General features: G+C 51.9%; 20 protein-coding genes. 12 read left to right on the top strand and 8 right to left on the bottom strand.

Annotation, left to right across the window (positions count from 1 at the left end):
* Nucleotides 1–261: 261 nt before the first annotated feature.
* The gene (gene tcdA / locus OKC40_RS18800; RefSeq protein WP_270796572.1) at nucleotides 262–1,098 is read left to right on the top strand and encodes a tRNA cyclic N6-threonylcarbamoyladenosine(37) synthase TcdA; all 837 of its coding nucleotides are present in this window, start codon (nucleotides 262–264) and stop codon (nucleotides 1,096–1,098) included.
* A gap of 21 nt (nucleotides 1,099–1,119) precedes the next feature.
* Here the strand turns inward: tcdA and OKC40_RS18795 are convergent, their stop codons facing one another.
* Nucleotides 1,120–1,554, bottom strand: coding sequence for a SufE family protein (locus OKC40_RS18795; protein WP_270796571.1), 435 nt, complete (start codon nucleotides 1,552–1,554; stop codon nucleotides 1,120–1,122).
* 13 nt (nucleotides 1,555–1,567) lie between these two features.
* Nucleotides 1,568–2,788: an aminotransferase class V-fold PLP-dependent enzyme gene (locus OKC40_RS18790; protein WP_270796570.1), complete on the bottom strand. Its 1,221-nt coding sequence runs from the start codon at nucleotides 2,786–2,788 to the stop codon at nucleotides 1,568–1,570.
* Between the two features lie 180 nt (nucleotides 2,789–2,968).
* Here OKC40_RS18790 and rep point away from each other — a divergent pair, with 180 nt between their 5' ends.
* The gene (rep, locus tag OKC40_RS18785) at nucleotides 2,969–4,981 is read left to right on the top strand and encodes a DNA helicase Rep (RefSeq protein ID WP_005340859.1); all 2,013 of its coding nucleotides are present in this window, start codon (nucleotides 2,969–2,971) and stop codon (nucleotides 4,979–4,981) included.
* A gap of 2 nt (nucleotides 4,982–4,983) precedes the next feature.
* Here the strand turns inward: rep and OKC40_RS18780 are convergent, their stop codons facing one another.
* The 5 genes from OKC40_RS18780 to OKC40_RS18760 all read right to left on the bottom strand — a co-directional run bounded on the left by OKC40_RS18780 (nucleotide 4,984) and on the right by OKC40_RS18760 (nucleotide 11,032).
* Nucleotides 4,984–7,260 (bottom strand): putative bifunctional diguanylate cyclase/phosphodiesterase, encoded by a 2,277-nt coding sequence (locus tag OKC40_RS18780; protein WP_270796569.1) that lies wholly within the window; start codon nucleotides 7,258–7,260, stop codon nucleotides 4,984–4,986.
* 84 nt (nucleotides 7,261–7,344) lie between these two features.
* Entirely contained in the window at nucleotides 7,345–7,800 is a 456-nt protein-coding gene (locus OKC40_RS18775) for a c-type cytochrome (protein WP_162518200.1), read from the bottom strand.
* 197 nt (nucleotides 7,801–7,997) lie between these two features.
* Complete coding sequence (tdh, locus tag OKC40_RS18770; protein WP_234601259.1) at nucleotides 7,998–9,026, bottom strand: L-threonine 3-dehydrogenase; 1,029 nt, start codon at nucleotides 9,024–9,026, stop codon at nucleotides 7,998–8,000.
* Between the two features lie 55 nt (nucleotides 9,027–9,081).
* Nucleotides 9,082–10,272, bottom strand: a complete 1,191-nt coding sequence (locus OKC40_RS18765) for a glycine C-acetyltransferase (protein ID WP_270796566.1) — start codon at nucleotides 10,270–10,272, stop codon at nucleotides 9,082–9,084.
* Nucleotides 10,273–10,387: 115 nt separating this feature from the next.
* Nucleotides 10,388–11,032: a TetR/AcrR family transcriptional regulator gene (locus tag OKC40_RS18760; protein WP_005340848.1), complete on the bottom strand. Its 645-nt coding sequence runs from the start codon at nucleotides 11,030–11,032 to the stop codon at nucleotides 10,388–10,390.
* A gap of 158 nt (nucleotides 11,033–11,190) precedes the next feature.
* On the opposite strand from OKC40_RS18760, the gene rfaD reads away from it, so the two are divergent.
* From rfaD to OKC40_RS18710, 10 genes are all read left to right on the top strand, one after another.
* On the top strand, nucleotides 11,191–12,147 hold the full coding sequence (gene rfaD, locus OKC40_RS18755) for an ADP-glyceromanno-heptose 6-epimerase (RefSeq protein WP_040069912.1): 957 nt from the start codon (nucleotides 11,191–11,193) through the stop codon (nucleotides 12,145–12,147).
* A 118-nt stretch (nucleotides 12,148–12,265) separates the two neighbouring features.
* Nucleotides 12,266–14,026: a polysaccharide deacetylase family protein gene (locus OKC40_RS18750; protein WP_270796563.1), complete on the top strand. Its 1,761-nt coding sequence runs from the start codon at nucleotides 12,266–12,268 to the stop codon at nucleotides 14,024–14,026.
* Between the two features lie 38 nt (nucleotides 14,027–14,064).
* Nucleotides 14,065–15,381 (top strand): O-antigen ligase family protein, encoded by a 1,317-nt coding sequence (locus tag OKC40_RS18745; RefSeq protein ID WP_270796562.1) that lies wholly within the window; start codon nucleotides 14,065–14,067, stop codon nucleotides 15,379–15,381.
* Nucleotides 15,378–16,127: a glycosyltransferase family 25 protein gene (locus OKC40_RS18740; RefSeq protein ID WP_234601263.1), complete on the top strand. Its 750-nt coding sequence runs from the start codon at nucleotides 15,378–15,380 to the stop codon at nucleotides 16,125–16,127. Before OKC40_RS18745 ends, OKC40_RS18740 begins: the two co-directional genes overlap by 4 nt.
* A complete protein-coding gene (locus OKC40_RS18735) occupies nucleotides 16,111–16,824 on the top strand; it encodes a glycosyltransferase family 32 protein (RefSeq protein WP_234601264.1) in 714 nt (237 codons plus the stop codon). The genes OKC40_RS18740 and OKC40_RS18735 overlap by 17 nt, the downstream gene beginning before the upstream one ends.
* 54 nt (nucleotides 16,825–16,878) lie before the next feature.
* On the top strand, nucleotides 16,879–17,259 hold the full coding sequence (locus OKC40_RS18730; protein WP_270796559.1) for an HAD hydrolase family protein: 381 nt from the start codon (nucleotides 16,879–16,881) through the stop codon (nucleotides 17,257–17,259).
* On the top strand, nucleotides 17,250–18,824 hold the full coding sequence (locus OKC40_RS18725) for an aminoglycoside phosphotransferase family protein (protein WP_234601266.1): 1,575 nt from the start codon (nucleotides 17,250–17,252) through the stop codon (nucleotides 18,822–18,824). The genes OKC40_RS18730 and OKC40_RS18725 overlap by 10 nt, the downstream gene beginning before the upstream one ends.
* Nucleotides 18,824–19,579, top strand: coding sequence for a glycosyltransferase family 2 protein (locus tag OKC40_RS18720; protein WP_234601267.1), 756 nt, complete (start codon nucleotides 18,824–18,826; stop codon nucleotides 19,577–19,579). Before OKC40_RS18725 ends, OKC40_RS18720 begins: the two co-directional genes overlap by 1 nt.
* Nucleotides 19,566–20,486, top strand: coding sequence for a WavE lipopolysaccharide synthesis family protein (locus OKC40_RS18715; protein ID WP_270796556.1), 921 nt, complete (start codon nucleotides 19,566–19,568; stop codon nucleotides 20,484–20,486). The genes OKC40_RS18720 and OKC40_RS18715 overlap by 14 nt, the downstream gene beginning before the upstream one ends.
* 230 nt (nucleotides 20,487–20,716) lie before the next feature.
* Nucleotides 20,717–21,949, top strand: a complete 1,233-nt coding sequence (locus tag OKC40_RS18710; RefSeq protein WP_270796554.1) for a 3-deoxy-D-manno-octulosonic acid transferase — start codon at nucleotides 20,717–20,719, stop codon at nucleotides 21,947–21,949.
* Between the two features lie 48 nt (nucleotides 21,950–21,997).
* On the opposite strand, the gene OKC40_RS18705 is transcribed toward OKC40_RS18710, so the two are convergent.
* The gene (locus OKC40_RS18705; RefSeq protein ID WP_270796553.1) at nucleotides 21,998–22,432 is read right to left on the bottom strand and encodes a hypothetical protein; all 435 of its coding nucleotides are present in this window, start codon (nucleotides 22,430–22,432) and stop codon (nucleotides 21,998–22,000) included.
* Nucleotides 22,433–22,493: the final 61 nt, after the last annotated feature.

Here is a 22,493-nt window from a genome sequence, read left to right as displayed (position 1 = left end):
CAGAAGTGAAACGCGGTAGCGCCGATGGTAGTGTGGCATTCGCCATGCGAGAGTAGGACACTGCCAGGCACCCAATTTAAGAACCCCGCTCATCGAGCGGGGTTTTTTATTGCCTGAAATTCAGAGAATAGTCTAAATATTGACCTTTATTCCCTCTTCTCTGTCGTTGTCTCTGTTTTTCCTCCTCAATTTTCTCCGAATCTGCCGTCGCCGCTGGCGGTGGTTGTCGCTATAATGGCCGCCCTCAAGCAAGGTGGTGGTATGAACGCAGAATATCTACAGCGATTCGGGGGCATTGCCCGTCTTTATGGTCAGAACGCCTTACGTTCCTTTAGCCAAGCGAAAGTCTGTGTTGTGGGAATCGGTGGCGTGGGCTCTTGGGCAGCAGAGGCGCTGGCCCGTACCGGTATCAACCAGATCACCCTGATCGACATGGACGATATCTGCATCACCAACACCAATCGTCAGATCCACGCCATGCAGGGGACGGTTGGCCGCCTCAAGACCGAGGTGATGGCCGAGCGTATTCGCGCCATCAATCCGGATTGCGAAGTGATCGAGGTGGATGATTTCGTTACTGCCGACAACCTGGCCGAACATATCAAGCGGGAATTTGACTATGTGGTGGACGCCATCGACTCGGTCAAGGCCAAGGTGGCGCTGATTGCCTTCTGCAAGCGCAACAAGATCCCGGTGATTGTGGCGGGTGGTGCTGGCGGGCAGATGGATCCGACCCAAATCACCGTGGCCGATCTGGCCAAGACAATTCAGGATCCGTTGGCCGCGAAGGTGCGATCCGACCTGCGCCGGTTGCATAACTTCAGTAAGAATCCGGCGCGCAAATTCGGGGTGGAATGTGTCTTCTCAACCGAGCAGCTGAGTTATCCGGATGGTAATGGTGGCACCTGTCAGGCCAAGGCAGCAAGCGATGGCACCATGAAGATGGATTGCGCCTCCGGTTTTGGCGCCGTGACGCCGGTGACGGCAACCTTCGGGCTGGTTGCCGCGTCCCGGGTATTGAAGAAGATTGCCGAGCGGGGCGCCCGCGCCGAGAAAGAGGCCGGGAATATAGAAGCAGAGGCGATTGGCGAAGCGTAATCGACCTCTACACAAAGCGGGTTAGACAACCCGCCCCCGGATCGCCTGCACGATCGCTCTGAGCCCGTTACCTCGTGACGGGCTCAAGTGTTTCTCAAGTCCCAGTTCGGTGAAATACCCTTCCATATCAAAAGCCTGGATCGCCGCAGACGATTGGTGGTTGAGCGCGGCCAGCACGATGACGATAAGGCCCCGCACGATGCGGGCATCGGAATCACAGGCAAAGTGCCAGCAACCGTCCTCACTCTTTTCTCCCTTCAGCCAGGCCTGGCTCTCACACCCCTTGAGGCGGAATGCCTCCTGCTGCCATTCGCCGGGTAGTACGGGTAACAGTTTGCCGAGCTGGATGATGAGCCGGTACTGGTTTTCCCAGCCGTGAGCGGCGGCAAACTGCTGGCGGATGGTGTCGGCGTTGGGCTCAAGGCCAATCTGGGTATAGCTTGCGAGATCACTCATTCGGTTGTCTGCCTTAGAAGAAGTCACTGAGTTTGTGCAGGGCGGCCAGCAGAGCGTCGACATCATCCCGATTGTTGTAGCAGGCCAGCGAGGCGCGCATGGTGCCGCCGATCCCGAGCGATTCCATCAATGGCATGGCGCAGTGATGGCCGACTCGCAGGGCGATCCCCTGCATATCGAGCAGGGTGGCGGCATCTTGCGGGTGGATGTCGTCGAGCAGGAAAGAGACCGCTCCGGCGCGTTGGCCGGGTTCGCCGATCAGACGCAGCCCCGGCACCTGTTGCAGGCCAGCTACCAGATAGTCGGTCAGTGCCTGCTCATGTTGGGCGAGCCATTCCCTATCTTGCCCTATCACAAAGTCGATGGCGGCGGCGAGGCCGATAGCGCCAGCGATATGGGGGGTGCCCGCCTCGAATTTGAAAGGCAGGGTATTGAAGGTAGTGCCGCTGAAACTGACCCGATCGATCATCTCGCCACCGGCTTGCCAGGGCGGCATCCGCTCCAATAGCTCGGTGCGGCCCCACAACACACCGATGCCGGTCGGGCCATAGAGCTTGTGGCCGGAGAAGGCGTAGAAGTCGCAACCGATGGCTTGCACATCCACCTCGAGATGAGCCACTGCCTGGGCGCCGTCGATTAGCGTCACGGCGCTAACCGTTTTGGCGGCAGCCACTATCTCTTTGACTGGATTGACGGTACCGAGGGCATTGGAGACGTGGGCCACGCTCACCAGCCGAGTGCGTGGTCCCAGCATGGCGTGATAGGCGGCTAGATCGAGATCGCCCCGCTTATCGAGTGGGATAACCCGGATCACCGCGCCGGTACGCTGGGCGACCAGCTGCCACGGGACGATATTGGCGTGGTGCTCCAGCGTGCTGAGGATAATTTCGTCCCCCGCCTTGAGCTCGCTCATCCCCCAGCTCTGAGCCACCAGATTGATCGCCTCCGTGGTGCCGCGGGTCCAGATCACCTCGTGGCTGCGGGGCGCATTGATAAAGCGGGTGACAGTCTCGCGGGCAGCCTCAAAGGCGCGGGTCGCGCGGCCACTCAGGGCGTGGGCGGCGCGGTGCACGTTGGCGTTGTCGGCCCGATAGTAGTGAGCGATGGCATCCAGTACCGCTTGCGGTTTCTGGGTGGTGGCCGCGTTGTCCAGATAGACCAGAGGGTGGCCGTTTACCTCCTGCGCCAAGGCCGGAAACTGGCTGCGCAGTTGGTTGTGCTGTTGCTGATTCATGCTCCCCTCACTATCTGGAAAAAGTCATCATTTCGAAGGTCGGCCATGATCCTGAAAATAGCGCCCGAACACAAGGTGCGATAAGCCCGATTGGCGGTTGCCTGCCGTGCAGCAGGTACGGCTCGTCGGGTGATTTCTGGTACAATGCCGCCCCTCATCATAAGCCAAGAGATCCGGCCCATGAAGCTCAACCCCAATCAGAACGAAGCGGTCAAGTATGTCTCCGGCCCTTGCCTGGTGCTGGCGGGTGCCGGATCGGGCAAGACCCGCGTCATCACCAACAAGATTGCCTATCTGGTGCAGCAGTGCGGCTACAGTGCGCGCAACATAGCTGCGGTCACCTTTACCAACAAGGCGGCGCGGGAGATGAAGGAGCGGGTCGGCCAGACCCTGGGGCGCAAGGAGGCGCGGGGTCTGATGGTCTCCACCTTCCATACCCTGGGTCTCGATATCATTCGTCGTGAGCACAAGAGCCTGAATCTCAAGGCGAACTTCTCCCTGTTCGACGACACCGACCAGCTGGCGCTGCTGAAAGAATTGACTGAAGACGAGCTCGACAACGACAAGGACAAGCTCTCGGCCCTTATCAGCCAAATCTCCAACTGGAAGAACGACCTTATCCTGCCAGCCCGCGCCATGCGCATCGCTCGCGGGCCGGAAGAGGTGCTGATGGCCCAGCTCTACGAGCGTTATCACCGCCAGATGGTGGCCTATAACGCGCTGGATTTTGACGACCTCATCGTGATGCCGACCCTGTTGCTCAAGAGCAATCAGGAGGTGCGTGAGCGCTGGCAGAACAAGATCCGCTATCTGCTGGTCGATGAGTACCAAGACACCAACACCAGCCAATACGAGCTGGTGAAGCAGATCGTCGGCGAGCGGGCTCGTTTTACCGTGGTAGGGGATGACGACCAGTCCATCTACTCCTGGCGCGGTGCCAAGCCGCAGAATCTGGTGCTGCTGAGCGAAGATTTCCCCAGCCTCAAGCTGATCAAGCTGGAGCAGAACTACCGCTCCAAGCGGCGGATCCTCAAGTGCGCCAACATCCTGATCGCCAACAACCCCCACGTCTATGACAAGGCGCTCTTCTCCGAGCTGGATGAGGGGGTGAAGCTCAAGGTGCTGTTCGCCAAGAACGAGGAGCACGAAGCGGAGCGGATCGCCGCCGAGATGATGGGACACAAGTTTATGAACCGCACCCGGTTCAAGGATTACGCCATCCTCTATCGGGGCAACCATCAGTCGCGCATCTTCGAAAAGGCGCTGATGACCAACCGGATTCCTTACCGCATCTCCGGCGGCACCTCGTTCTTCTCCCGCACCGAGATCAAGGACATCATGGCCTACCTCAAGCTGCTGGTGAATCCGGATGAGGACACCGCCTTCCTGCGGGTGGTCAACCTGCCGCGCCGCGAGATTGGCCCCACTACCCTCGAAAAACTGGGGCAGTATGCCAATCAGCGCGGCAAGAGCCTGTTTGCCGCCAGCTTCGAGCTGGGGTTGGAGCAGCACCTCTCCGGACGCGGCCTCGTGGCCCTGCAGGCATTCACCAACTGGCTGGTGCGCCTTGGCGATCAGGCGTTGCGTGGCAATCCGGTGGAGGCGGTGCGGGACATGATCAAGGAGATCCACTACGAAGAGTGGCTCTACGAGACCTCGCCCAGTCCGAAAGCGGCCGAGATGCGGATGCAGAACGTCTCCACCCTCTATCGCTGGATCACCGAGATGCTGGAAGGAGATGAGCTGGAAGAGTCGATGACGTTGGCACAGGTGGTCACTCGCCTCACCTTGCGCGACATGATGGAGCGCAACGAAGGGGAGGATGATGCCGATCAGGTGCAGTTAATGACCCTGCATGCCTCCAAGGGGTTGGAGTTCCCCTATGTCTACATGGTGGGGATGGAGGAGGGCTTGCTGCCCCACCAGACCAGCATAGATGAAGACAACGTCGAGGAGGAGCGGCGTCTCGCCTACGTGGGCATCACCCGGGCCCAGACCGAGCTGACCTTTACCCTCTGCAAGGAGCGGCGCCAGTTTGGCGAATCGGTACGTCCGGAGCCGAGCCGCTTCCTGCTGGAGCTGCCGCAGGATGACCTTGAATGGGAAAACCAGAAGAAGGTGACTGCCGAGGAGCGCCAGCAGAAGGGGCAGGTCGGTGTTGCCAACCTGCGGGCGTTGTTCAAGAAGGATTAACCCTAAGGATTGGCCGGGGTCAGTAGCGGCACTATATCTGCTCCCGGCATGGGCGGAGAGATATAGCGCCCTTGCCCCATCCGACAGCCGATATCAATCAGCTTCTGCAACTGCTGCTGGTTCTCGATCCCCTCGACGACCAGGGTGTAATCGAGATCCTGACAGATATCCCGCATGGCGCGGATCAGCGCCAAATCTTTGGGCGATTGCAGCATCCTCTGGGTAAAGCTGTCATCCACCTTGATGTAATCCACCGGGAAGTGGAACAAGGCGTTGAGGGAGGAGAAGCCGGTGCCGAAATCATCGAGGCTGATCTGGATACCCTTAGCCCTCAGGTCATGCAGGGATGCGAGCGCATCGGAATCTTGCCGCGACAGCTCCCGCTCGTTGAATTCAAAAATCAGATAGCCGGGGGCGACCCCTTCCTCTTCGATAATTCCCATCAGCCGCATGATGTGGTCATGGTTGACCAGATGCTTGCCCGACAGATTGATGGCGACCTTGAACTTGCTCTGCCCGGAGATTGGCAGCCAGTTCTTCAGCTGTTGGCAGGTGTGGCGCAGGATCTGGTAATCCAGCTCCAGTATCAGACCACACTGCTCCGCCAGCGGAATAAAGTCGAACGCATCCTTGAGAATGCCCTCCTCGGTCAGCCAGCGCGCCATCACCTCCAGTCCGGTCAGGCGGCTATCATGCAGCCGGATCACCGGCTGGAAGTAGGGGACGATGCGCCCCTCCCGCAGGGCTCTGGCCAGCATCTCTTCCGGCGAATTCCAGTTCTGGTTGATGCAATCATCCGAGTAGCTGACGATGCGACTGCGACCATTGCGTTTGGCCTGATACATGGCCAGATCGGCCTGATGGAGCAGCTGGCTGATATCAGTGGTCTGCTCCGAGACGCTCGATACCCCAAGGCTGACGGTAATGCTCAACTCGTTGCCGAGTAGCCGGAACGGGTAGGAGAGACGGCTGATAATGCGGTTGAGCACCGGGCTGATGTCATCGTCGCTCTTGCTGCTGTCCAGATAGATGACAAACTCGTCGCCCCCCAGTCTGGCCACCAGATCGTTTTGCCGGATGCAGGTCTGCAGGCGGCGGCTCACCTCCTTGAGCAGCTGATCCCCCGCGCTGTGGCCGAGGGTGTCGTTGATCTGCTTGAAGTGATCCACATCGATGAAGATCACCGCAAATCCCGGCGATTTATAGCGGTTGTAGTGGGTCATGGCGTGGTTGAGGTGGTTCATCAACAGGGCGCGGTTGGGCAGCTGGGTCAGCGGGTCGTGGAGCGCATCGAATTGCAACCGCCGTTCCAGCTCCTGATGCTGCTTGAGCTGCTTTTGCAGTCTGAGGTTGGTCTGACGCAGCTGTTGCAGCCGCTGGTTGATGGAGTCTTCGGTATTGATGTCGTTGAGCTGCTGGCGGATCCGTCTCAACTCCAACAGCAGGGTCAACTGGCCGCGCAAGAAATCGAGGAACAGTTTGTCGTCAGTTTCCAGCGGCTGGGTCGTGCTGATGATGAAGTGGGCGAAGTACTGTTGCTGCAGCCGTAGCGGCATGCTGTGCCAGTAGCGAGACTCCCTGTTCACCTCGATATTGCTGGTGCTGTGGCACAACCCGCTGATGAACTCGTCCCCCTGATGAGGATTGGCGGGGTAGATCTTTTCCAGCTTCTGGCTGGTTAGCCTGACCAGCAGCATGTCCTCGATGGCGAGCATTTGGCGCAGTACCGCCTCCAGCTGGGAAAACAGCGCCTGACCCGGCAGGGTATTGGCCAGCCGCATGATGCGGCTGATGCTCTCGATTTTCTTTTTCCAGTTCGGGTCTTTGCGGATCAGCGGCGAAGGCAGCTCGGTGAGATGGGAGCCCGCCTGGGTTTCGGTCAGCCGCTTGGCCAGACACTCCAGCAGCAGGCGCAGGGTCGGCAGATCGGTGGGTGTGCCACGAGCCAGCAGCCACTGTACCTGACCATGCTCGATGGGAAAGACGCACCACCCTTCGGCCTCATCCAGCTGGGTGAGCTGATCGGTGATGCGGGACTGTTCCCGCCCCAGTTGCTGCTTGAATATGTCGCTTATCTTGTAGGCGTAAAGCCAGTTCAGGCCAGTATCGGCGAGGCCCAGCATGCCGAAGTGTTGCAGCGGGCAGAGTTGGTCAATCTGCCGGATCAGGGCATCGTAATCGTCAGACGTGGCCGATTGTGGCGCCGGGAAGTCCATAATGGCAGAGACCAACGCCAACAGAGGAGTTGAGTAGTGGGGTTCGATAGCTTGGGGCGACATGAGCAACTCCCGATATGTCTACCTTACAAGAGTAGTCGGAAGCCGAGAGATTGAAAGGGCCGCAATTGCGGCCCTTTCAAATACTTACAGCTTGTCGATCATGTAGTGGATGGCGTTTTCAATCTCTTCATCACTGCAGTTCGCACACGTGCCGCGCGGAGGCATCATGCCGGACTTGCCGGTGAAGCCTTCAATGGCATGTTTCTTGAGAGTATCAATACCCTGGGCGATGCGAGGCTCCCAGGCTGCCTTGTCACCCCGTTTGGGGGCACCGGCGGCGCCGGTATCATGACAGGCAAAGCAGGCGCCCTTGAATACCGTCTCGCCATCGCGGGGGCCGGAAGAGGCGGTCGCAGCCGGTGCGGCACCCGCACCGGCAATACCTTCCAGATCCTTGGCGGTATAGACCTGACCGATTGGTTTGATCCGCTCGGCAATGGCTTCCGGTGACATATCATCGGCAGCAAGCACTGCCCCAGACAAGCTGGCGGCCGTCATCCCGACAGCCAGCAAATAGCTCAGTTTTTTCAACACGCTCATATACTCCCAGCAGTCTTTTATTATCCATGTAAACGACGGGATTATAACCGAATAGTTACAGCCATTTAAACGCTTGTGTGTGAAGTGTTAAACACTCTGCGTACAAAGTTTTGGGCGATATCACGGCAATTCAGGCGGTGGAGATAAAAAGAAACCCGGCATTCGCCGGGTTTCAGGTAACCAAGGGGTGAAATGGGTTATTTGTCCCAGCTCAGGATCACCTTGCCGGAGTGGCCGGAGCGCATCGCATCGAACCCCTGCTGGAAGTCGTCGATGTGGAATCTGTGGGTAATGATGGGGGAGAGATCCAGCCCGGACTGGATCAGGCTGGCCATTTTGTACCAGGTCTCGAACATCTCGCGGCCATAGATCCCTTTGATAAACAGCCCCTTGAAGATCACCTTGTTCCAGTCGATGGCCATGGTGGAGGGGGGGATGCCGAGCATGGCGATCTTGCCGCCGTGGTTCATCTTGTCGAGCATCTCCTGGAAGGCGCTCGGGACGCCGGACATCTCCAGCCCCACATCGAACCCTTCGGTCATGCCCAGCTCGCTCATCACGTCGGCCAGCTTCTCTTTGCTGACGTTGACCGCGCGGGTGGCGCCCATCTTGCGGGCCAGCTCCAGCCGGTATTCGTTGACGTCGGTGATCACCACGTGGCGCGCACCCACGTGACGGCAGACGGCGGCAGCCATGATACCGATGGGGCCTGCACCTGTGATGAGCACATCCTCACCCACCAGATCGAAGGAGAGGGCGGTGTGCACCGCATTGCCGAACGGGTCGAAGATGGCGGCCAGCTCGTCCGGGATGTTGTCCGGCAGCTTGAAGGCGTTGAACGCGGGGATCACCAGATACTCGGCGAAGGCACCCGGACGGTTGACGCCAACGCCAATGGTGTTGCGGCACAGATGAGTGCGCCCTGCGCGGCAGTTGCGGCAGTGACCACAGGTGATATGTCCTTCACCGGAGACCCGATCGCCGATGGCGAAGCCGCGCACCTCCTGACCGATGGCGACCACTTCGCCGACATATTCGTGGCCAACCACCATGGGTACCGGGATGGTCTTCTGGGACCACTCGTCCCAGTTGTAAATGTGGATATCGGTGCCGCAGATGGCGGTTTTGCGGATTTTGATCAGCAGGTCGTTGTGGCCGAGCTCGGGAGCCAGCACATCCGTCATCCAGATGCCGACCTCTTTGTGCAGTTTGGAGAGTGCTTTCATGGCTGTTCCTTCAATATGAATGCAGAAAAAAGGGGCTGCAGCCCCTTGATTCAAATCAGATAACGCCGAGTTCACGGCCGATGCGGATGAAGGCGTCGATCGCCTTGTCCAGCTGCTCACGGGTGTGGGCGGCAGACATCTGGGTGCGAATGCGCGCCTGACCCTTGGGCACTACAGGGAAGGAGAAACCCACCACATAGATGCCGGCAGCCAGCATGCGGCTCGCCATTTCGGAGGCCAGCTTGGCATCCCCCAGCATCACCGGAATGATGGCGTGGTCGGCACCTGCCAGAGTGAAGCCGGCGGCGCTCATCCGCTCGCGAAAGTATTGGCTGTTCTCTTTCAGGCGGGCGCGCAGGTCGTGACCCTCGGCCAGCATGTCGATCACCTTGATGGTGGCGGCAACGATGGAGGGGGCCAGCGAGTTGGAGAAGAGGTACGGGCGGGATCGCTGACGCAGCCAGTCGATCACCTCTTTCTTGCCGGAGGTATAGCCGCCGGATGCGCCGCCGAGCGCCTTGCCCAGGGTGCCGGTGATGATGTCGACTCGATCCATCACGCCGCAATATTCGTGGGTGCCACGACCATTCTCGCCGATAAAGCCGACGGCGTGGGAGTCATCCACCATCACCAGCGCATCGTATTTGTCTGCCAGATCGCAGATGGATTTGAGGTCGGCGATGACCCCATCCATGGAGAAGACGCCGTCGGTGGCGATCAGTTTGAAGCGGGCGCCATCGGCGTCAGCCTGCTTGAGCTGGGCTTCCAGCTCGGCCATGTCGTTGTTGGCGTAGCGATAGCGCTTGGCCTTGCACAGCCGCACGCCGTCGATGATGGAGGCGTGGTTGAGGGCATCGGAGATGATGGCATCTTCGGCGCCGAACAGGGTCTCAAAAAGACCGCCATTGGCATCGAAACAGGAGGAGTAGAGGATGGTGTCTTCGGTGCCGAGGAAGGCAGACATCTTCTGCTCCAGCGCTTTATGCTGGTCCTGGGTGCCACAGATGAAGCGCACCGAGGCCATGCCGAAGCCGTGGCTGTCGAGTCCCTGATGGGCGGCGGCGATCAGATCCGGGTGGTTGGCCAGCCCAAGATAGTTGTTGGCACAGAAGTTCAGTACCTGCTCACCGCCGACGGCGATGCTGGCCTGTTGGGCGGAGGTGATGATGCGCTCCTGCTTGTACAACCCTTCAGCTTGCACCTGGTTCAGTTGCTCGGTCAGGTGACGATAGAATCCGTTAGACATCCTCGATCCTTATTGGCTATTTCAGCTGCGTATCAACAGAGGGCGACATTTTACTGCAATCTGTTGCGGTAAATTCAAATGATTGTGCTGATATTCAACAAATGTGAAACAGATCTCACCCAGCTGGTTGGGCCAGCTGACGGTAGTGTTGCTCCAGCTGCTGGATCTGTCCGGCCACCTGGGGTTGCACATAGGGGCGCAGCAGGAACAGCACCTTCAATACGCCTTGATAGAGCAGCGGTTTGGTGATGCGGGTGTTGGGGGCCTGGGCAATCTGGAAGGGGATCCAGCAGGTCACCACCATCTTGATGGTCTGTCCCAGATCCGGCAGGTCTTCATCGCTGACATCGATAATGCCCCCTTCGCGCAGGCTTCTGAGCAGTGCGACCACGGAGGAGCGCATCTGCTCCTGGGCCTTGAGGTACTTCTGTTGCAGCGGTTCGTCACGGCTCAGGATGTCGGGCAGGTTGGCGTAGAAGAAGCGGAACTGCCACATCAGATAGAAGATGGCATCGAGATAGCCCATCAGATCCTGCAGGGTGATTTCACGGTTGCGGGTCGGCACGAAGCTCTCGCTCAGGTGACGGGCATACTGGTCGAAGATGGAGTGGATGATGTCTTCTTTATTGCGGAAGTGGTAGTAGAGGTTGCCCGGGCTGATACCCATGTGCGCCGCAATATGGTTGGTGGTGATGTTGCGTTCACCCTGATCGTTGAACAGCTCGGTCGCGCTGTGAATGATCCTGTCTCTGGTTTTCATCACTCATTCCTCCAACAGGTTCCGCTCGGGGCAGTTTTGAACAAGGTCGAATCCCCGGACGGCCCGTGATAAACTTTTCGGCAATTTCAAATTGGCTCACTATACACAGCTTTAACAAGCAGTCACATGTAGCCATCAACGTACGAGAGGCAAACTCCATGATCGTAGTAACTGGCGGTGCTGGCTTTATCGGCAGCAATCTGGTCAAGCAGCTGAACGCTCAAGGACGGACCGATATCGTGGTCATTGATGACCTGACCGACGGCACCAAGTTCGTCAACCTGGTCGATCTGACCATTGCTGACTACATGGACAAAGACGAGTTTCAGGCGCGCATCGTCTCCGGTGACGAGTTTGAAGAGTGGGACAACGGCATCGAGGTGATCTTCCACGAAGGCGCCTGCTCTGCGACCACCGAGTGGAACGGCAAGTTCATCATGGAGGTCAACTACGAGTACTCCAAGGATCTGTTCCACTACTGCATCGAGCGCGAAATTCCGTTTATTTACGCCTCCTCTGCCGCGACCTACGGTGGCCGCAACGACAACTTCATCGAAGATCCCAAGTTCGAACAGCCGCTCAACGTCTACGGCTACTCCAAGCAGCTGTTTGACCAGTACGTGCGCCGCTGGATGCCGGAGATCAACTCTCAGGTTGTTGGCCTCAAGTACTTCAACGTCTACGGTCCGCGCGAGCAGCATAAAGGCTCCATGGCTTCCGTTGCCTTCCACCTCAACACCCAGGTGAAGAAGGGCGAGAATCCCAAGCTGTTCGAAGGTTGCGATGGCTTCCCGAACGGTGGTCAGATGCGTGACTTCATCTATATCGACGACGTCTGCAAGGTAAACCTGTGGTTCTGGCAGAACCCGCAGCACTCCGGCATTTTCAACTGCGGTACCGGCCGTGCCGAGCCATTCCAGAACGTGGCCGAAGCGGTGATCAAGCATCATCAGAAGGGGTCTATCGAATACATCCCCTTCCCGGATCACCTCAAGGGTCGCTACCAGAGCTTCACCCAGGCTGACATGACCAAGCTGCGCAGCGTGGGTTATGACGCCGAGTTTAAAACCGTTGCCGAAGGGGTAGCGGATTACATGGCTTGGCTCAACCGCTAACGGGTGAGCACAACGCGGCAGTTTGAGCGCAAAACCGGAAGTGGGCACTCGCCTGCTTCCGGTTTCTGGTCTCTGTGGCTGCTTGCCGTTCCTCTCTTCTCTACCGGGTAACCGCGCGATGAATATATTGATGGCACTCTCCCAGCTCGAGGTAACGGGAGCTGAGGTCTATGCCACCACGGTTGGTAACGAACTGACCCGGCGTGGTCACAACGTCTTTTATGTATCAGATACCCTGACCAAGCCGACTCTTGGCCCCGTCTTCACGCTGAGATTCAACAAGCGCAGCATTCTGCGCCGCTTCTGGCACGTCTTCTACCTTATCTATCTCATCAAGAAGCATCATATTCAGTTGGTGCATGCTCACTCCCGCGCCTCCGGCTGGAGCAGCTATGTGGCTTGCAAGCTGACTGGCACCCCGATGATCACCACGGTGCATGGTCGCCAGCCGGTGCACGCTTCGCGCAAGGCCTTCCATGCACTCGGCTATCGTGCGGTTGCCGTTTGTGAAGATATTGCCCATCAGATAGTCGACAATCTGGGGGTGGATCCCGCGATAGTGCAGGTGCTGCGCAACGGTATCGAAACCGACAAATTCCAGCCTGTGCCAGCGCCGGACAATCCCAAGCCGGTGATCGCCATCATTGGCCGTTTGAGCGGCCCCAAAGGGGAGCTCTGTTACCGTCTGCTCGATGAAGTGCTCGACCTGGATACCTGTCGGGTGCGGATTGTCAGCGGTACCAAGGTACCGGAGCGCTTTGCCCGTTTCGAAGGCCGTGCCGAGTTTGTCGGTTATGTCGATGATGTGCCCGCTCTGCTGGCGAGTTGCGATCTGGTGATTGGTGCCGGTCGGGTAGCGATGGAAGCACTGCTCTGTGGTCGGCCCGCCTTTGCCATTGGTGAAGCCAGGGCCATTGGTCTGGTGACGGAACGAAATCTGGACGAGGCGCTGGCCAGCAATTTTGGCGATATCGGTCCCAAGGATCTGGCTATCGATTTTGCTGCCCTGAAGGGAGAAATCGAATCCGCCCTCGCAAGCAAGGTGGTGCCGGAAGTCATTCGGCAGCGCATTCAGGACGAGTACGGCTTGCAGGGTGTCGTCTCCGGGCTGGAGTCCATCTATCAAGATGCGGTGGTGGAAACCCTGCGCCGCGAGATGCCGGTCATCATGTACCACCGCTTTATCGAGCAGGATAGCGAGAAAGGGGTGCACGGCACCTGGATGCCGATCGCCATGTTCGAGAAGCATCTGCGCCTGATGAAGTGGCTCGGCTATGAAACCCTGACGTTCCGCGATCTGGCGGACAAAGGCTTTATCCACCGTCTGCAATACGGCAAGAAGTACCTGATGATCACCGCCGATGACGGCTATCAGGACAACCTGACCCGCATGCTGCCGCTGCTGGAAAAATATGGTTACAAAGCTGTGGTGTACGTGGTCACCGGTGAAGGCTACAACCGTTGGGATGTGGAGCATCCGACCAATCCGGATACCAAGGTTTCATTGATGAGTTGCGAGCAGGTCAAAGCGCTGGCCGCCAGCGGTCATGTGGAGATTGGGGGGCATACCCTGACCCATCCCCGCTTGAGTCAGCTCACAGCCGAGCAACAAGCCCATGAAATTCAGGAGAATAAACGCCAACTGGAGGCCCTGCTTGGCCATCCGCTGCTCTCGTTTGCCTACCCTTACGGAGATATGAACGACAGCGCCAAGGAGCAGGCTATCGCCGCCGGGTATCATTTTGCCGTCGCTACCAACTGTGGCCCCAAAGCGATGCACCAGGACCCTTTCCAGATCCGCCGGATCGCCATCTTCCCCCGCACTGATGTGTTTGGGTTATGGCGTAAAATTCGCGGAAATTATATTTTTAGGAAGTAAGAATTTAGCTTCCTCTACGTTACAGGCGATATATTTGTATGACTAAGTTTATAAGGCACTATTTGGAGAGCGAGTGTTGTTCTTCATTGATGTTTCTTTCTGTGGTTTTGTATGTCTTTTTTAAAGATTCAGTTCAATTGATAGGCGATATATTCCAAACAATAATGGTTGTTGGGGGGCTGCTCGCAATCTACTTATATAAGGATTTTTTCTTAAGAAACATTGTTTTTTTACTACTAGTGATAGGTATTTTGGTTCAGACAGCAAGCTGGTTTATGTCAACCATCACTATTCCTGAATTGGCACAAAACCATCCTAATATAAAACCATTTTCTTATCTATTGGTCTTTTTAGTGATCGCATTTTGGCTTAAGGGTTCAGTAAAACGCTCTCTCTTGGTTATGTTATCGTTTTCACTTGGAAGTATATTTACTCTATTTTATCACTCTGACTTTATTGCTCAAGTTATTTCAGGCTGGCATGGTATCAGAGTTGATTTTGGTTATCGTAATGCTCAGCATGGTTCATTAATTATTGGAGCTGCATTTATTTTTATATTTTGTTGTACATATGCAGCCAAATCTGAAAAAAGCAGAAATAGATACTATCTGATGATAACGACCACATCAATATTATTAATATTCCTTGGTTGCTTACTGCTGATGCTCCAGTCTAGGCAGTCTTGGGTTGCTGTGATGGTAAGTCTCCTTATATCACCATTGCTTTATGCCTATTTAAGTGATGATATTTCGTTTAGAAAAACAATAGTTGTCTATATATCAATATTTATGGTGTTTTTTGCCATGTATCATGTCAGCTTTGTTATGGGCCGTGTATCTACAGGTTTTTCACATCCAGATGACCTTCATAATATGATCTCCGGAAATTGGCGGGAGGTCAAAGATTTGAGTATCGGTATCAGATTGCAGACTTGGCTTGAGGCAATTAATTGGTTTTTTGCTAATCCATGGCTTGGTACAGGCGATGGAAGTCGTTCATTGGTGATTACGGAATCGCATGTCTTGCCTGACTATATCAAGGCAGAGTTTAGACATCTCCATAACTCTAATTTTGAAACTGCTGTTTCATACGGTGTAGTTGGTTTAATATATGTTTATTTTCTGATGATTTACCCTGTATATAAAACAATAAAAAGTAATGCTCCCGCATTAATGAAAACTATTTCAATAAGTTTCTTAGTGTACTGGTTGATAATTAATAATTTTGAATCGTTTTTATATATGCGTTCTGGGCAGTGGGTGTTTAATACATTTTTTGGTGCCATATATACATTCTCATTGTATAGCGATTTTGTTGAGTATCAAAATAAAAAAAATAGGGTTGGTGACATATGAAGATCTTTATTGTTAGTTTAGATAATGCAACTCAACGTCGAAATAGGGTTAAGGAAGTCATGAATGACCTAGGTATTGAGTTTGAATTTTTTGATGCTATAAATGGTTTTAATGGACTTCCTGATCGTTTATTAGGATGTCCTGATGATACTCATCGTAAAATATTCCGTAGTCGCCCTCTTACACCAGGTGAAAAAGGGTGTTATGCCAGTCATTATTTGCTCTGGGAAAAATGCATCGAGTTAAATGAGCCGATTATGGTATTGGAAGATGACTTTTTACCAACCCAATACTTCATGAGTGTTTTTACAAGGCTATCTTGCCTGCATGATAAATATGAATATTTGCGACTGGAGCCCCAGATTGGAGACGCAACCTCGCTGGAATTTTTGGATGGCTTGCAAATTTTATTTTGGCACAACAATGTTAGATCTACTACCGGTTACAGTATTAATCCGAGTGGCGCAATGCGGCTTGTTAATCATAGTAAAAAATGGTTGTGCTCGGTAGATAATTTCATTGGTGAATCATATCGTACGGGGCTTAAAGCGACCGGGATATTACCTTACGCTATATATAGCCCCGATGATATGGAGAGTTGCATTCAAAATAAAGTAATTTTGGAAAAAGTTCCATTACATTTCAAGCTAACTCGAGAAGCATATCGTTTTTATAGATTTGTAAGAATGCAAATGTGGAATTTAAAAGCTAAAGTACAAGGTGGTCAGCATGAGCAGGTCAAATGAAGCTGTTGATGTGGAAAAGATTGAGACAATTCATGCTATATGGTTGGGTGATTGCTTGCCACCACTGGCCCACGTCTGTATCGATGACTGGAGAAAACAAGGGTATAAATACAGGCTATGGCTAGAAACAGACTCAAAAATTAAATCTTGGATTGATGGTTGCGAGTTTGCCAAAAAATGTTATGACAAAGGATTGTATGCCTTTGTTACGGATTATCTACGGCTAAAAATTTTAGCAGAAGAGGGGGGGCTTTATCTGGACACGGATGTAACCATAGATAAAAATCCTTTCCCATTATTTAAATCATATGATTTCTGTGTCGGTTATGAATCCGAATGTCAGGTTGGTACCGCGATTATTTATGCCACGAAAAAATCAACTCACTTGGCGTCTTTGATTGATTTTTATGAAAATGAGATTATGGGTTCTGAGTTGTATATGGGGCCTGACATCATGACATATATCATAGACAAAGATGCACAAAATAATAAATTGAAAGTCTTTGAACAGTCATTTTTTTATGATTACAGCGGTGAAAAAATAAGTTATTTACCCACCCCAGAAAGATATATGACCCACTGGTTCCAACATAGCTGGAAGCGTTCCAAGGAACTGGTTTTTCTTAAGTCAAAGAGTAGAGGTGTTTTGGGTTTTCTTTATGAGTATCAAAAGGAGCTTTTTAGATTAAGGAAGTAGAACAAAAAATTCAATACACATGTTATTGGTGTTTAATTGTATCTGGTGAATATGATGAAAAAATTGATTGTTGATCTAGATGGCACTCTGACAATGGCAGACACTTCAGATTATAAAAATGTCTTGCCACGAATGGATGTTGTTGAGCAGCTTAGAAATTACAAGCAAAATGGGTTTGAAATAGTCATATTCACTGCAAGAAATATGAGAACCTTTGATGGTAATGTTGGGAAAATAAATATTCATACATTGCCAATAATTACTGAGTGGCTTGATTCTCATCAGATCCCTTATGATGAGATTATTGTTGGTAAGCCGTGGTGTGGCAAGTCTGGTTTCTATATTGATGATCGGGCGGTTAGACCGTCCGAGTTTGCTGCACTTTCATTGGAAGAAATTAATATATTGCTTGAAAAGGAAAAAACATGTTCCTGATCATGTCCGCTGCCTATGTGAATCAAGATTTGGAGGCTGAATTTGGAAGAATCCCTCCAAGTTTCTTGCCGCTGGGTAATCGTCGTTTGTTCAAACATCAAGTGGCGCTGGCCCCGAGTGGCGCCGATGTTTATTTGTCTGTTCCAGAAAGTTACAAATTATCAGATAGTGACCTTGCATGGTTGTCGGAGCAGGGGGTTAAGGTCATTTACATTCCTGTCGGTCTCAGCCTTGGAGCCTCCCTGGTTGCTGCAGTTAATTTGAGTGAGTACCGTCATGGGCGTTCTTTACATGTTCTTTATGGCGACACATTATTTGGCCAACTCCCTATTGGGGAAAATATAGTTAGCGTTTCAAAGACTGAGTATTATTATAATTGGGCCACTCTAGAACATGAGGATATTCATTGGATTGAAGATGAAAATCGCGATGTTGAAGGTCTTATAATAGATGGATATTTCAAGTTCCAGGATGCCAGGGAACTAATTCGATGTATTACTCAATGTAACTGGAGTTTTCTCGAAGGGTTAAATAGGTATCATCATAAAGTCAGGTTAAATGTAGTTAAATCAGATGGGTGGTTGGATTTTGGGCATGTAAATACGTACTACAGATCAAAGGCTGAATTTACCACCCAGCGTGCATTCAATGAGATTGTTATTACGCCATATTTTATTGAAAAATCTAGCATCCATAATGTAAAAATTATGGCCGAGGCTGAGTGGTTTGAAAAACTTCCTTTTTCTTTGCGTGGATACATACCTCAGTTCTTGGGTTCATCAAAAAATGATGGTAGAGCTACGTATCGGCTAGAGTATTTGCACAATACTGCGCTAAATGAGGTTTATGTTTTCTCCGCATTACCCAGCTTTTGCTGGAAACCAATCATTAATAATTGTCTAGATTTTATATTGGATTGTCAGCGTGTTAAAAATACGGAAAAGTATCCATCTAATCAAGTAAGGGAGTTATTTGGGGCGAAAACATTGACTCGTGTCAATGATTATTGTCAGTCTCAAAATATATCGGTAAGTGAATGTTGGCAATACAATGATTCTCAGCCTGTATCAATTCAGGATTTATTAGATACATGTAATTTGTATTTACCAAAAGATTGTGAGTTGGCATCTGTACTGCACGGAGACTTCTGCTTCAGTAATATATTATATGATTTTCGTGCACAAAAAATAAAAGTGATCGACCCTCGTGGCATTACCGCTAGCGGTGAAATGACGATATATGGAGATGCTTCATATGACATCGCCAAGCTTAGTCACTCTATTATTGGTCTGTATGATTGGATCATTGCTGGTTATTATGACGTAAGTATTTCAGCTGGAAAAATAGGCTTTGAAATTCATGTAAACAACAAGCTTGATGATATTCAAACATATTATATTTCTCGTATTGACTCGGTTTTTAGTATCCAGCCAGAGACTCTTTACGCTATGCAAATACATCTATTTTTGTCTATGTTACCACTTCATGCTGATTGTCAGAAAAGACAGAATGCACTATTCGCAAACGCATTTCGTTTGTTCCATATATTAAAGGGGCTTAACTGATGATTGTTATTCCAATGGCAGGAATGAGTTCTCGATTTTTTAATGCCGGTTATAATAAGCCAAAATACATGTTGTCAGCACATGGTGCTACGCTATTTGAGCACTCAGTTAATAGCTTCCAGATGTATTTTGAAAATACTCAATTTTTGTTTATTGTTCGTGATGTTTACAATACTGCAGATTTTGTAAAAGAAATGGCCACCAAGATGGGGATAAAGAAATTCTTCATTTCTACGCTTGCGGAAGAAACAAGAGGGCAAGCTGAAACGGTAGCGATGGGATTGCTTGATTTTATCAAGAATCATGCTCCATACCAAGGTTCTATCACAATATTTAATATCGACTCTTTCCGTAATAACTTCATCTTTCCAGATCTCATTGATTATTGTGATGGATATTTAGAGGTTTTCAAAGGTGATGGTGATAATTGGTCTTTTGCAAAGCCATTAAAAGAAGGTAGTACAGAAGTTGTGCTGACGGCTGAAAAAAATAAAATATCAGATTTATGTAGTACTGGATTATATTTTTTTGCGAAATGCAATGACTATTTAGATGCTTATAAAAAATATGAGGCTTTGCCTGCAGCGCAATGGGACAGAGGGGAGTTATATATAGCCCCAATGTATAATATAATGATAAAAGAAGGTAAAAAGATCCGTTATAATTTGATCGAACGAAAAGAAGTTATTTTCTGTGGCGTGCCAAGCGAATACCTTGATTTCCTTTCTCAGGATGAAGTAAATGAAGATAAATGATCAAGATATTACGTTCGTTGTACAAGGGCCGGTGCAGGCAAGTAAGGCGCGTTCTCAAATTGATGGGGTCACATCGCAATGTCTGAAGTCTATTAGAACGCACTTTCCTACATCCACAATCATATTGTCTACATGGAAAGGTCAGAATATTGATGGTTTGGATTTTGATCAGGTTTTACTATTGGAAGATCCTGGTCAAAATATTATAATGAATGATGAAAATTTTGTAAAATTAAATAATAACCGACAATTATATGGTGTGCATATGGGACTTGCTATGGTTGCAACCCCTTATGCCGTAAAGATTCGTAGTGACAATATAGTGACTGGGCGCGGTTTTCTAGAGCTCTATCAGAAATATGTAAACGAAGAAAGAGTGAGTGATTTCTGCTATTTGAATAGCCGAGTCATTACGAGTAGTGCTTTTTTTATTTCATCACATTACGGCAAGCCTGTATTTTTCCATAAGAGTGATCTATTTGACTTTGGCCTGACGACAGACCTACTAAAGATATGGCCAGAAAAACAATTAGAACAGCTGCATTTCTACTTAAAGGCCGGATATAAAGAGCGTTATCCTGCAACGGAGCAATATTTTTTACTACATTGGCTGTCCATATTGATGGGTAAGACGTTGAAGATCAATAATAAGGCTAATGATGATGCAGGATTGGGATCAGATTTCTGGCCTTGTTTTGTGGCTAACAATCTTATTGTGGCAACACCTGAAATGTTATCTCTAGATGTGACAGAAAGATTTTATAAACGAGGTAATCTCGCGCTAGAGTTAGACTTGAGCGACTGGTTATATTTCGTCGGATTGAAAAAACGGCCATTTGATGTCAAGAGAGTGTATAGAAAATATAAAGAAATATCTGGACTGCTAGTCAGGAAAATCAGAGACTAAAAAACAGATTCATGACATCTGTCACACTTAAATCTGATTGATGAATTGTCATATTTAATGCTATTAAATATTATATGGTGGGGCATACCTTTTTCTTAAGGGGGCTGCAATTTTAATGGTTATGCGAGAAAGAAATGGTGAAAGATAGTTATGGGCTGGCATTGTCACTCGGTATTGGGATATCCATATTATTTTTTGTATCGCAAGTAATCGGTGGCGATCAGACCCAGATGCTCTACAAGGGTTACCTTGGGGCTTATGAGGGCGTTTGGCTCAGCTATGGCAATGCGGCGAGTGCGGTGGGCAATGTGCCGGGCAGCTTGTCGGCATGGCTGATTGGCGGGCCCTTGCTGCTGTGGGATTCACCTTATGCGCCCATGTTGCTGCTGCTGGCGATGCGGTTGGTCGGCTTCCTGCTGTTTGATGCGGTGATCCGCCAGGTGTTTGATGACCGTGTATTGAATGGCAATGTATTGAATAGCAATGTGGTGCGGTTGCTGTTTTTGGTGCTCTGCTGGCTCAACCCCTGGTTCCAGTACGAGAGCCTGCTCTACAACCCCTCCTATCTGTTCCTCTTCTCCGCCATGCACTGCTGGTCGGCCTGGCATATGCGTGAGCGGGCCTCCTTCTGGCACATGATTGTTCACCTGCTGGCCATCGGCATGGCGATGCAGTTGCACTACTCCTGGCCGCTGCTGGCGGTGATGTCCACTTACCTCTTCTGGCGCCGAATTCTCAAGGTGAGCTGGAGCGGGGTGGTGGTGGCGGCGCTGTTGATCGGTGCATCGCTGATCCCCTATGCCATGGAAGTGATGAGCAACAGCCACATTACCCAGAACGTGGATCCCGAGGCGCGGCAGCGCTATATCGGCTGGGGGCTGGTACACGTCTATCCGGTGCTGAAATCGGTGATCTACTGGCTGCGCTACGGCTCCTGGCTGTTTGCCAGCAAGCTGGTCAACGACACCCAGTTCATCTGGCTGGCGGGGCACGAATATCTGCAGCTGGCGGCAGTCTGGCTGTGGCGGGTGGTGATCTACGGGGTGGGCGCGGCGACCGTGTTGCTGGCGGCCAAGGCCAACTGGCAGCTGTGGCGTGAACTCAAGCCGCGCCTGCTGCGCAGTGATCGGACCGAGGTGAGTGGCGAGAGCTGGCTCGGCCTCTATGCGCTGGCGGCGGTGCTGGCGGTGCTGGTGAGTGCGGCGCTGTCGCCCATCATCTTCAACTACTGGCACCTGATGCTGATCTTCCCCTATGCCCTGTTCCCGATGCTGCTGTTGCTGGTGCGCTGGAGCCGTCGCTATCCACAGTGGGTTGGTAAGGGGCTGCTGGCTGCGACCCTGTTCTGCACCGCGGTGAACCTGATTGCGGCGTGCGACAGCACCAAGTTCTCCTATCAGGCGGACTACAAAACCCAGGTGCTGGAGTATCTGCACGAGATGAAGCTGCAACCCAAGCTGTAACCCCTGGCCTGCCAGCGCCCTCGCTGTGAGGGCGCTGGCAATGGTTCACTATTCGAAACGATCCATATGGGCGAAGTTTTTGGCTTCGGCAACCCAGCCTTCACGTCCCTGCTTGTCCCTGATCTTCACCCACCACTGGCTCTTCGGCGTGGCACCATATTTGATCTGGTTGCGCTCGTAGTCATAGTCCAGGGTGTAGGTCTTTCCCTGGTACCAGAACTGCATCGCCCCTTCCCCGAGGCTGGCCAGCGTATACAGCTGTTCGCCCGCCTTCAGCTTGAGCAGCGGGCCTTCACCCTTGTCGTTATAACCGAGCGTGACCGGTTTCAGAACTTTGACTATCCCCGGCTTTTCGACGATGACCACACCGGTCAGCCCCTCTACATTCTGGCCGCGCGGCACCTTGAACAGGGTTTTGGCGGTCAGCGAAGGCTCTGCTCTGGCGACCACCTCCTGTTTGGTGGTCCATCCGTCATTCCGCACCTGATTTTGCTATTTTCAGTGCTTGACGGCGATCGGCCGTTCTGATCTATTACTCTCTTTT

This window comes from Aeromonas sp. QDB11 (assembly GCF_027705265.1).
Classification (GTDB): domain Bacteria; phylum Pseudomonadota; class Gammaproteobacteria; order Enterobacterales; family Aeromonadaceae; genus Aeromonas; species Aeromonas allosaccharophila.
This window is presented reverse-complemented; position numbering and strand designations above follow the sequence as displayed.

What these genes read in the sequence shown, in the direction of transcription:
- tcdA (WP_270796572.1), top strand. Translation starts at nt 262, where the DNA reads ATGAACGCAGAATATCTACAGCGATTCGGGGGCATTGCCCGTCTTTAT.
- OKC40_RS18795 (WP_270796571.1), bottom strand. Translation starts at nt 1,554, where the DNA reads ATGAGTGATCTCGCAAGCTATACCCAGATTGGCCTTGAGCCCAACGCC.
- OKC40_RS18790 (WP_270796570.1), bottom strand. Translation starts at nt 2,788, where the DNA reads ATGAATCAGCAACAGCACAACCAACTGCGCAGCCAGTTTCCGGCCTTG.
- rep (WP_005340859.1), top strand. Translation starts at nt 2,969, where the DNA reads ATGAAGCTCAACCCCAATCAGAACGAAGCGGTCAAGTATGTCTCCGGC.
- OKC40_RS18780 (WP_270796569.1), bottom strand. Translation starts at nt 7,260, where the DNA reads ATGTCGCCCCAAGCTATCGAACCCCACTACTCAACTCCTCTGTTGGCG.
- OKC40_RS18775 (WP_162518200.1), bottom strand. Translation starts at nt 7,800, where the DNA reads ATGAGCGTGTTGAAAAAACTGAGCTATTTGCTGGCTGTCGGGATGACG.
- tdh (WP_234601259.1), bottom strand. Translation starts at nt 9,026, where the DNA reads ATGAAAGCACTCTCCAAACTGCACAAAGAGGTCGGCATCTGGATGACG.
- OKC40_RS18765 (WP_270796566.1), bottom strand. Translation starts at nt 10,272, where the DNA reads ATGTCTAACGGATTCTATCGTCACCTGACCGAGCAACTGAACCAGGTG.
- OKC40_RS18760 (WP_005340848.1), bottom strand. Translation starts at nt 11,032, where the DNA reads ATGAAAACCAGAGACAGGATCATTCACAGCGCGACCGAGCTGTTCAAC.
- rfaD (WP_040069912.1), top strand. Translation starts at nt 11,191, where the DNA reads ATGATCGTAGTAACTGGCGGTGCTGGCTTTATCGGCAGCAATCTGGTC.
- OKC40_RS18750 (WP_270796563.1), top strand. Translation starts at nt 12,266, where the DNA reads ATGAATATATTGATGGCACTCTCCCAGCTCGAGGTAACGGGAGCTGAG.
- OKC40_RS18745 (WP_270796562.1), top strand. Translation starts at nt 14,065, where the DNA reads ATGACTAAGTTTATAAGGCACTATTTGGAGAGCGAGTGTTGTTCTTCA.
- OKC40_RS18740 (WP_234601263.1), top strand. Translation starts at nt 15,378, where the DNA reads ATGAAGATCTTTATTGTTAGTTTAGATAATGCAACTCAACGTCGAAAT.
- OKC40_RS18735 (WP_234601264.1), top strand. Translation starts at nt 16,111, where the DNA reads ATGAGCAGGTCAAATGAAGCTGTTGATGTGGAAAAGATTGAGACAATT.
- OKC40_RS18730 (WP_270796559.1), top strand. Translation starts at nt 16,879, where the DNA reads ATGAAAAAATTGATTGTTGATCTAGATGGCACTCTGACAATGGCAGAC.
- OKC40_RS18725 (WP_234601266.1), top strand. Translation starts at nt 17,250, where the DNA reads ATGTTCCTGATCATGTCCGCTGCCTATGTGAATCAAGATTTGGAGGCT.
- OKC40_RS18720 (WP_234601267.1), top strand. Translation starts at nt 18,824, where the DNA reads ATGATTGTTATTCCAATGGCAGGAATGAGTTCTCGATTTTTTAATGCC.
- OKC40_RS18715 (WP_270796556.1), top strand. Translation starts at nt 19,566, where the DNA reads ATGAAGATAAATGATCAAGATATTACGTTCGTTGTACAAGGGCCGGTG.
- OKC40_RS18710 (WP_270796554.1), top strand. Translation starts at nt 20,717, where the DNA reads ATGCTCTACAAGGGTTACCTTGGGGCTTATGAGGGCGTTTGGCTCAGC.